The organism is Rhodovarius sp., assembly GCF_040399605.1.
GTDB classification, from domain to species: Bacteria; Pseudomonadota; Alphaproteobacteria; order Acetobacterales; family Acetobacteraceae; genus Rhodovarius; species Rhodovarius crocodyli_A.
The window spans coordinates 1-9137 of record NZ_JBBARU010000103.1 but is presented as its reverse complement, the minus strand read 5'-3'; the positions used below and the strand labels follow the sequence as shown (position 1 = coordinate 9137).

Sequence of the window (9137 nt, the reverse complement as noted above, 5' to 3'; positions counted from 1 at the left end):
CGGCTATCGCTTCGATCTGGGGGATTTCAACGTTGATATCGGCACTGTCAGCTATTTCTATAGCGGCTTTGAGACCGGGCAGAGCAGCAATAGCCAATCGGCCTTCTTCGAAGCGTTCTTAAAGCTCACCCGGCAGGTTGGGCCGGTCAAGTTGCTGGGCCAAATCGGCTTAACGCCGGATTACTTTGGCGGCGCCGGACTGATCACCTATGTGGAGGCCGGGGCGGATTGGGCGAGTGGAATCTGGGATCTGACCCTGGGCGGCAGAATTGCCTTTCAGCGAATCGATGGGACCCAGCGATACAACTCCTCGGGTTATGGCTGGTGGGGCATAGAATTCGGCCGCGATTTCCAGATTGAGGGCATTGGCACCATCGCCGTGAGTGCGGGTTATATGGGCACCTCAGTGTCGCCGCAGAACTGCTCCAGCGCGGTCAATGAATCGCTCGAGGTCTGCTCGCAGCGGGCCATGGGGAGAATTGCCTTCAAATTCTAAGCATGGGGCCACTGCCTCGCCGCCCATCATGTTATGCCGCGCCTGCCGCAGCTATTCCGCCCGCCAAAGCCCCTGCCCCGCCAGCCAATCCTGCACCCGGGCCGCCACCGCCGCATTGTTGCGCTCCAGCATCATCAGGTGAGAATTGCCAAAAATGCTGGCATCCGGCAGGTCCAGCACCTCAAGGCTCACCCCGGCATTCTGGGCGGCGGCAAAGAAATCGGTGCCGCGGGTGCGGATATTGGCCCAGCGCGGGTCCTGCTCGATGAAATCGCCATAGAGCGCCAGAATGGGAATGGAGCGCAGCGCCGCCAAGGCCGCCGGCGTGCTCTCGCCAAAGCCCGAGGGCTCCACCAGCACCAGCGCGCGCAGCAACTCCGGCCGGGCCTGGGCGGCGCGCAAAGCAAACATCGCACCCTGCGCATGCGCCACCACAACAGCCGGCCCCACCCGTTCCAGCAAGGCGAGATAGGCGGCGAGTTGCGCAGCATCGGTGGTGGTCCAGCGCGGCACCATTTGCGCCATGAGCTGGCCATAGGCCTCGGTGGGAAACTGGCTGCCCGGATTGGCCAGCCGGGTACGAAAACTGCCTGGCCCGGGGCCGATGCGAAAACGCTCCCACGGGTCGGCCATGGAGAGAAAGATCGGCTCACCGGCGAAGATCTCCGGGCTCATCGCCCATCCGGCACGGCCGCGCTCCACCGCATCGGAGACATAAACACTCCAGCCGCGCCGCAGAAAATAATGCTGCCAGCCCTCGCGGCCATCAGGGGTTGTCTCCCAAACCACGCCGCTCATGCCTCCGCCATGCCAAAGCAGCAGCGGCACCTGGCCCTGCCGCCGTGCGGGATGGTGGAATTGGGCGTAGAGCCCCTCCACCCAATAAGTGCCATTGGGGTCGATGCGGATCGGCCTGGCACCCGGCGCGAGCACCACCTCACGCGCCGGGCGGCCGCTCACCTGGGCCTGGCGCCCGCCAATGTGAAAGCTGCCCATGCCGGCAATGGCCAGCGGCGGCTCCTCGGCCGGCGCGGGGGCGGCAAGGGCTGCAAGCAGCATCATCAGGGCCGGCATGAGGCGCATGACGGCAGACTACACGCGGCCACCCCCACACGTCACACCCCCCAAATGCCGCCCGGGCGATGGACGAAGCGCGGGGCGCGTGCCAGCTTTCGCGGCAATTGAGGGGACACGAGAAACCATGGCTCGCATTCGCACACGCACCCGGGCAGACCTGCCCCAAGAAGACCAGGATTTGCTGAAGCGCGACATCTCGCTCTATCGCGTATTGTCCAACAACCCCACCGCCATGCGCGCATTCTCAGGCCTTGGGCAATATATCCGACATAAGAGCATCCTCGATGCGAGGCTGCGCGAATTGGCCATCCTGCAGGTCGGCTGGGTGGCGCGCGCGCCTTACGAATGGTCGCATCATGTCAAGATCGGCTATGATTTCGGTGTCACCGATGATGACATCCGCGCGCTGATCGCCGAGACCGCCGGGCAGAGCACCGGCCTTGATGCGCATACCAAGCTGGTGCTGCGCGCAGCGCGCGAGGCCGCCGCCGGCCCTGGCGTCTCGGCCGAGACCTACAACGCGCTCGCCGCGTTTCTGGACGAGCCGCGCATGGTCGATCTCATCGTCACCATCGCGTTTTATTGCGGCGTGGTCCGGCTGCTTGCAAGCTTTGAGGTCGATGTGGAGCCGGAATACCAGCCCTATCTCGACAAATACCCCTTCCCGGAACAGGAGTGACCGCCATGGCCGGAAGACTCGCTGGAAAACGTATTTTCGTCACCGCGGCCGGCCAGGGCATGGGCCGGGCCTCGGCCCTGGCCATGGCGGCCGAGGGGGCGAGCGTGGTGGCAACCGACCGTGACCTCGACAAGCTCGTCGGCCTCGCCGAGGCGGGCATCGAGACCCAAGCGCTCGATGTGCTTGATGACGCGGCGGTGGCGCGCATCGTGGCCGCTGCCGGGCCGCTTGATGTGCTGTTCAATTGCGCTGGCTTTGTGCATCAGAACACCGCGCTGACCTGCACCGATGCCGAATGGGATTTCGCCTTTGCGCTGAATGTGCGGGCAATGTGGAAGGTGCTGGCCGCCGCATTGCCGCCGATGCTGGAACGCAAGCGCGGCTCGATCATCAATATGGCGAGTGCGGCAGGCTCGATCAAAGGCGCGCCCAACCGCTTTGTCTACGGCACCACCAAGGCGGCGGTGATTGGCATGACGCGGGCGGTGGCGGCCGATACGGTGACGCAGGGCGTGCGCTGCAACTGCCTCGCCCCCGGCACGGTGGACACGCCCAGCCTGCATGACCGCATCGCCGCCAATGCCGATGCGGCGGGCGGCTTCGAGGCGTCACGCGCCGCCTTCATCGCCCGCCAAGCCATGGGCCGGCTTGCCACGGCGGAGGAGCTGGCGGCGCTGGTGGTCTATCTCGCCACCGATGAGAGTGCCTTTGTGACCGGCCAGGCCATCGTGATTGACGGCGGTTGGACACTGTAAGATTATTTTGAAGTCGACATTAAACGGAGCTTCGATGATCGGTGAATTCGCAGTCCCCCTCATGGCCGTCATGGGGTTGGTTATCGTGGGTAATTTGAGTGACGAGGCGGCGATCCCGTCCTATCTGTTTCTCGGCCTGCTGACATTGCTGATCGCGTTGCTGGTGGCAGCGGGCAGCCTCGCCCTACCGGCCAATCTCTTGCAGGCCCTGGCCTTCGCCGCAGCCGGCTTTGCGATGCTCGGCCATGTCCGGGTGCGGGTTTCGCGCTGACGCGCCTCAGGCGCTGAAGGCGCGGGCGTAGCTTTCCGGCGAGAAGCCGACGAGGCTGCGCCCGCCCAGATCCAGCACCGGGCGTTTGATCATGCTGGGCTGTGCCAGCATGAGTGCTATGGCGCGGGCTTCGTCGAGGTTCTCGCGCTCAGCTTCAGGCAGCTTTCTGAACGTGGTGCCCGCGCGGTTGAGCAGGGACTGCCAGCCATGCGCGCCCACCCAGCCCCGCAATGTGGCCTCGGCAATGCCCTGGGTCTTGTAGTCGTGGAAGGCATAGGCCGTGCCATGGGCATCGAGCCAGGCGCGCGCCTTCTTCATCGTGTCGCAATTCTTGATGCCATGGATGGTGATCATGCGCGCGCCTCCTGCGCTGGATTGGCCGCGGCCTCGGCGGCAGCCAGCAATTCGCGGGTATTGTCGTGGCTGGCCTGCGCCATGGCCTGGGCAAAGGGCAGCCAGCACTGGCCACGGCCGCTCTCCTGCAGCACCCCCTGCCCCAGCGCGCGCATCAGGTAGAAGCGCACCACCACATGCTTCTCGCCCAGGCTATAGGCCACATCGCCCAATTCGCGCTCCAGCCGGGCCCAAACCCCACTCTCCTCGCGCACCTCGCGCACCGCGGCATAGGGCGGGTGCTCGCCATCCTCGATATGGCCCTTGGGCAGCACCCATTGCAGGCGTTCATCATTGGCCTCGATGAGCAGGTATTGCCGGGCACCACCACGCTCGCGGAACACCACGCCGCCGGCATGGGTGGGGCTATCGGGGGCAATGCGGGCTGGTGGCAGGCTGGCGCCCTGGCGGGCGGCATGGGTGATCGCCGCCTCCAGCAACAGGCTCTCGGCCGCATGGCGCTGGCGCAGATAGGCCCCCAGGGTGAGCGGCAGCAGCAGCAGCAGGGGCGGCAGCACCCAGCCCACCCAGAGCAGCGCCATGCTCAGCGCACGGCAGAAGCGCGCCTGCGCCTCGGCATGCAGCACCAGCCCCAGGGCTGCAGGGCTTTCAGTGGCCAGCAGCGCCCGGCACCAGCCTTGGGTGGAGAGCGCATCCTTGAATTGCAGCGGCGCCAGCGCCGCCTTGCGCAACCGCTCGGCCCGGCCCAGAGCGTGGTTCTGCTCCTCGCCAAAGACCAGCCAGAGCACCGCACGCAGCGGCGCGGGCAGCAGCCGCCCACCACGGGCGAGGATGGCGATCTGCCGGTTCATCGTCCGGCCACGGGCTGCGGCGTAGATCGCCCCCAGCGCCGCACTCGCCAGCAGGTTCACAACGCCCAGCAAAGCCGCAGCCAGCAGCAGCATCGCCAAGGAAAGGCTATCCTCCGGCCCGGCCTCCGGCACCACGAGATAGGCGATCAGACAACCCGGCAATAGGATGGCGCCCAGGTCGATCAGGCGTTCGGAGCCGCTGCGCATCACTTGTCCCATCCATCACCGCCCGCCATCAGCCTTGATAGGCATCCAAAAAGGCCTCGACCTCGTCGATATCGGCGCAATACGGGTAATCCTTGTCGCCGAGAAGGATGCGCATCGTCTGCCCATCGCGCAGCATATAGCCGCCATGGGCACGCACCCGGTTATCGGGCTTTTGCACAATCATCAGATGCAGGCCCAGGCGGGTAGCGACGCGGCGCACCCGCCGCTCAATGGAGCGGGTATTGCCGCTGCGGCTCATGCTGGGTTGCTCAATATCATCGGTCCATTCGGGAGCGAGCATCATACATGACGCTTCACCCCCCGCCATAAAGCGGCCAAATCGGCCCCGCCAGGGTCGCGCGCATCCGGACGCACCGCCGTATGGACCATGGCCAGCCGGCGCGAAGGATCGACGAAGATGGCCTGGCCGCGCACCCCCAGCAGGGCGAAACCGCCCTCCACCGGGGGGAATATCCAGGTCTGATAGCCATAGCCGAACCAGCGGGCGGTCTCTGCGCCGGAAAAATGCGCCCGGGTCATCGCTGCCAGCCAACCCTGCGGCAGCAATTGCCGCCCGCCATGCTGCCCGCCCGAGGCCAGCAGCATGGCCAGGCGGCCATAATCGCGCAGCACGGCATTGAAACCCATATAGCCGATCTCAAGCCCCGAGCGATCGGTCAGCCAGGAGGCATCGGCCTCGGCACCCAGGGGCTGCCAGAGTTTTTCGGCGAAATACTCAGCGATGGGGCGGCCAATGGCGCGGCGCAACACCAGCGCCAGCACAAAGGTCTCGGAGGAGGCATAGTACCAGCGCCGGCCCGGCGCCGCGACGCGGGTATTGAAAAACGGCGGCACGGCGGCGCCCCCGGCACTCTGGCCGCCAAAGGTCAGACGCGACAGCCCAGCGGAATCATCGCGCCCATCATAGGTCTCGCGGAAGGCGATGCCGGAGGACATGGTGAGCAGGTGCCGCAGCGGGGTCGCGCCATATTCGCTGCCCAGCAATTCCGGCACGATGCTGGCGGCGGTTTGGTCGATACTGCCGATATGGCCCCCCTCAAGGGCAAGGCCGATCAGCATCGCCACCAGCGTCTTGGCCATGGAGAAGGAAGTCAGCCGGTGCCGATCATGCCGGGCATATTGGTAGCGCTCGACCAAAATTTCGCCATCACGAATGATCAGCAGCCCGGTTGTGGGGTTGCGTGACAGGTAATCATCGATGCTGAAGCGGCCGAGGCCATGAACAGGGGCGCCGTCAAAGCCGATATCGGGTTCACCCGCGCGGCGCCTGAGCGGCGAAGGGGTGGTAGCCGCGGCAGAGCGGGTGGAGGGCCAAATATCATCCAGCCGGGAGAAGGAATCGACGCTATAGGCTTGCTGCCACCAATTGCCGCGATTGGCGGTGGAAAAGCCGCCGCCCGGTGTAGAGAGTTGGGACATCATGGGCCCGTCGCTGCGGCTGCCAATGCCGCCGCGATACACAAAGGGGCTGCCGCGGCCGGGCCAAGGCGCACCACAGGCGCTGGCCAGCATCGGCGCGGCGAGGAGAGCGCTACGGCGCGGTATTGCCGGCCGGGTGGTCACTCTCACGCCCGGCCTCTGATGTTTTGCATGTGATTTTCAACAATATTTCGCATCGTGTATTCCATAACTTGGCTCTTGCTGCCCTCACCCAAGACGGCAGACATCGTGAAATCTCCACGCTGCGCAGTGTAGGGCAGCGTTTGCAGTTCAAAAATGGGTATTCCCCGCCCCATGGCGCATGGAGCCGTGCAGTGGCGAGGCAAGATGCCGCGTGCACGGCCCCGGAAGCCGCGCCCATGCCATGGCGCCTCGAAACTTTCATGGCTATCCTCTTCGCAAAACAGCGGGAGGTTTGCATGTTCCATCGCAGGGCTTTGCTCGGCGGCGCCGGCGCGCTGGCAGCACCGGGGGCGAAGGCCGCCTGGGAACCGGCCAGGCCCATCCAACTCATCGTCGGCTTCGCACCAGGCGGCGGGGCCGACCTCGCGGGGCGGGCCATCGCCGATGCAGCCTCTCGGCTTTTCCCCACGCCCATCATCGTGGTGAACCGCCCCGGCGCGGGTGGCGCCATCGCCGCCCAGCAGGTGGCCGGCATGGCAGCGGATGGGCTGAACCTGCTCGTGGGTGGTGGCAGCGAGAGCATTGCGCTGCCCGCCTTCCGCGACGTGCCCTATGACCCGAAGCACTCGTTTCGCGCCATCATTCGCCTTACGCGCCAGCCCATGCTCATCGTCGCCCGGCGCGGCGGCACCTTTGCCGATCTGCCGGCCGCGGTGGCAGCGGCGAGGCGCGCGCCCGGCAGCATCCCGCATGCCTCCTCGGGCCAAGGCTCAATCTATCATGCCGTCTTCGTCCTGTTGCAGCAGGCAGCGGGGGTCGAGTTCCTGCATGTGCCCTTCACCGGCGGCGCCCCTTCACTGCAGGCGCTGATGGCGGGCACGGTGGAACTCGCGGTCCTGGCGCCCGAGGAGATGGCGGGCCTCGCACAGGCTGGCGAAGTGCGGCCTCTCGCCGTGGCATCCGCTGCGCGGATCGCCGCCTATCCGCAGGTGCCCACGCTGCGCGAATTGGGCTGGGATGTCGTCATCGAGAATATGAAGGGGTTGAACGCCCCCGCCGGCCTCTCCGACGATATCGCCACCGTGCTGCATGATCGCGTCCGGCGTGCCATGGCCACACCACCCTGGCAGAGCTTTCTGGAGCGCACAGGCGCGCTGGATGGTTACCTCGATGGGCCTGGCTATCAGGCCGCGATGGATGGCGTTCTGGATGCGCTGCGCCGGGCGGTCCGGCGCAGCTAGAGCATCATCCGTTCAAACGGAATCGTTTGAGCGGATAAAGATGTTCGACAAACAAAAGCTTAGAGCCTGTATAGAGAGCCGAGGCGAACGGAACAGGCTCTAAATGTTTGGTCCCGCCTGTGGCGTCGCTCGTCACAGGCGCGACCGCGATGGAGCGAGGTGCGTTGATCCCCCCTCACCGCCGCCCAGCGCGTCGCTTGGATGAAACGCGCACATCACCCACACGACGCAGATCAATCGGCATTCACGACGTTATAGTCGCGCAATTCCCGCGCGGTGAGCCAGCGGATGGTGCTATGCGCGGTGCGGAAATTCGGTTCCAGCAGGCGCAGCGAGACCCCCATCTCGATGGCGTAGTAGGCCATTTGCGCTGCCAGCTGCGCCGAATCCTCCTCGATCATCCGGATCAGCCCGGCGACGGCGGCCGTGCCCTCCCGCCGGATCAACTCCTCGGCACGCCGCAGCAGGGCCCGATTGCCGCTCGTGCTGAAGATATGCACGCCGTAGCGCGCGCCCGCCTCCATCGTGCGCACCCGCCCGCCGAGGAAGGCATAGGTGCAGGCGCTGGCGCATTGCGTATTGGCGGGCAGATGCGTCGCGATGCCAGCGCGGCGTATCACCCGCCCCACCTCCAGCCCCTCCACGCTCAGCCCACCGGGGGAACGAAAGGCCAGCACATGGGTATTGCTGGTCTGCCTGAGCAGCGTCTCCAGCCGGGCGGCATCGCCGCGCTCAAAAGTGCCCGAGGCGAAGATAATATTACCACCACCCCGGCCGAGCACGGTGAATTCCAGCGCGGCGGCACCACAAGGCAGCAGCATGCAAGCCAGCCCCAGCCAGGCTCCGGCCAGCACGCGCCTTAGGCCTGGCGGGTCCATTGCCCGTTCTCGCCGCGGCAGAAGCGGGCTTCCTGGCGCAACTCCTCGCCACGGACATAGGCAATCTCGCGGATGGTGCGGCATTGGCCGCCATCGGTCACCACCAATACCTCGGTGGTGCCATGGGTCGAGGGATCATCGGGCGAGACCCAGCGGCGCTGCGGCAATGGTGCATCAGGCTCCACCGGGGTCTCCAGCAAGCGCCGATGCGCCGTGTTGCGGCGCCAACGCTCGCCCGCGTTCAGCCGATGGGAGACATGGTTGGCAAGTAGCCCGCCCACGGCGGCGCCGACCAAGCCGCCAATCAGCGCGCCGGAAGAATTGCGCCCGCCCAATTGCCGGCCCAGCAGCGCACCGCCGACGCCCCCGGCCAAGGTGCCAATGCCCGTGGCGATGGCCTGCGTGTTCCTGCCCTCGCAGCCGGCGAGCAAGACGCCGGCTAGGACCACGCAAAGCAATGGAGATGCTTTTTCTCGCATACCGACCCAGGAAGGTTATCTCCCGCCTTAAAATTCCATTTCATTATATTTATTAAGCGTTATTTTTACCATGGGCGGTTTGCTTGCATCGGCATGCCGCACCCGACGAAAAGGGCGAAAAAACCCAGCCTAATCAATGCTATGACCCGGCCGATGCCTAGGCTCAGGACCTATTAAAAAGCTTGCGGCGCGGACGGAGGGTTGATTCAAGGTAAGCGCTGGTTCCAGGCCCTCCTCCTGGCGGCTTGACGCTCAGCTGTTTTTC

General features: G+C 65.5%; 13 protein-coding genes. 5 read left to right on the top strand and 8 right to left on the bottom strand.

Going from position 1 to position 9137, the window contains the following annotated elements:
- The coding region (locus tag ABWP84_RS17055; protein WP_353213229.1) for a TorF family putative porin at positions 1 to 496 on the top strand (496 nt) is incomplete at its 5' end.
- 51 nt (positions 497 to 547) lie between these two features.
- Here ABWP84_RS17055 and ABWP84_RS17050 read toward each other — a convergent pair.
- Positions 548 to 1558, bottom strand: a complete 1011-nt coding sequence (locus ABWP84_RS17050) for an esterase (RefSeq protein WP_353213228.1) — start codon at positions 1556 to 1558, stop codon at positions 548 to 550.
- Positions 1559 to 1697: 139 nt separating this feature from the next.
- Here ABWP84_RS17050 and ABWP84_RS17045 point away from each other — a divergent pair, with 139 nt between their 5' ends.
- The 3 genes from ABWP84_RS17045 to ABWP84_RS17035 are packed head-to-tail and all read left to right on the top strand — an operon-like array spanning position 1698 to position 3278.
- Complete coding sequence (locus tag ABWP84_RS17045) at positions 1698 to 2252, top strand: carboxymuconolactone decarboxylase family protein (RefSeq protein WP_353213227.1); 555 nt, start codon at positions 1698 to 1700, stop codon at positions 2250 to 2252.
- 5 nt (positions 2253 to 2257) lie between these two features.
- Positions 2258 to 3007 (top strand): SDR family oxidoreductase, encoded by a 750-nt coding sequence (locus tag ABWP84_RS17040; protein ID WP_353213226.1) that lies wholly within the window; start codon positions 2258 to 2260, stop codon positions 3005 to 3007.
- Between the two features lie 34 nt (positions 3008 to 3041).
- A complete protein-coding gene (locus tag ABWP84_RS17035) occupies positions 3042 to 3278 on the top strand; it encodes a hypothetical protein (protein ID WP_353213225.1) in 237 nt (78 codons plus the stop codon).
- A gap of 6 nt (positions 3279 to 3284) precedes the next feature.
- Here the strand turns inward: ABWP84_RS17035 and ABWP84_RS17030 are convergent, their stop codons facing one another.
- From ABWP84_RS17030 to ABWP84_RS17010, 5 genes are read right to left on the bottom strand one after another with little or no spacing between them, the layout of a single operon-like run.
- A complete protein-coding gene (locus ABWP84_RS17030; RefSeq protein ID WP_353213224.1) occupies positions 3285 to 3632 on the bottom strand; it encodes an ArsC family reductase in 348 nt (115 codons plus the stop codon).
- On the bottom strand, positions 3629 to 4690 hold the full coding sequence (locus tag ABWP84_RS17025; RefSeq protein ID WP_353213223.1) for an NUDIX domain-containing protein: 1062 nt from the start codon (positions 4688 to 4690) through the stop codon (positions 3629 to 3631). Before ABWP84_RS17025 ends, ABWP84_RS17030 begins: the two co-directional genes overlap by 4 nt.
- 28 nt (positions 4691 to 4718) lie before the next feature.
- Complete coding sequence (locus ABWP84_RS17020) at positions 4719 to 4994, bottom strand: hypothetical protein (RefSeq protein ID WP_353213222.1); 276 nt, start codon at positions 4992 to 4994, stop codon at positions 4719 to 4721.
- On the bottom strand, positions 4991 to 6280 hold the full coding sequence (locus ABWP84_RS17015; RefSeq protein ID WP_353213221.1) for a serine hydrolase: 1290 nt from the start codon (positions 6278 to 6280) through the stop codon (positions 4991 to 4993). Before ABWP84_RS17015 ends, ABWP84_RS17020 begins: the two co-directional genes overlap by 4 nt.
- Entirely contained in the window at positions 6277 to 6579 is a 303-nt protein-coding gene (locus ABWP84_RS17010) for a hypothetical protein (RefSeq protein ID WP_353213220.1), read from the bottom strand. The genes ABWP84_RS17015 and ABWP84_RS17010 overlap by 4 nt, the downstream gene beginning before the upstream one ends.
- On the opposite strand from ABWP84_RS17010, the gene ABWP84_RS17005 reads away from it, so the two are divergent.
- The gene (locus ABWP84_RS17005) at positions 6571 to 7515 is read left to right on the top strand and encodes a tripartite tricarboxylate transporter substrate binding protein (protein ID WP_353213219.1); all 945 of its coding nucleotides are present in this window, start codon (positions 6571 to 6573) and stop codon (positions 7513 to 7515) included. The two genes, ABWP84_RS17010 and ABWP84_RS17005, sit on opposite strands and share 9 nt — an antisense overlap.
- Before the next feature lie 233 nt (positions 7516 to 7748).
- Here ABWP84_RS17005 and ABWP84_RS17000 read toward each other — a convergent pair whose 3' ends face one another.
- On the bottom strand, positions 7749 to 8336 hold the full coding sequence (locus ABWP84_RS17000) for a hypothetical protein (protein ID WP_353213218.1): 588 nt from the start codon (positions 8334 to 8336) through the stop codon (positions 7749 to 7751).
- A 38-nt stretch (positions 8337 to 8374) separates the two neighbouring features.
- Positions 8375 to 8842, bottom strand: coding sequence for a glycine zipper 2TM domain-containing protein (locus ABWP84_RS16995; RefSeq protein WP_353213217.1), 468 nt, complete (start codon positions 8840 to 8842; stop codon positions 8375 to 8377).
- Positions 8843 to 9137: the final 295 nt, after the last annotated feature.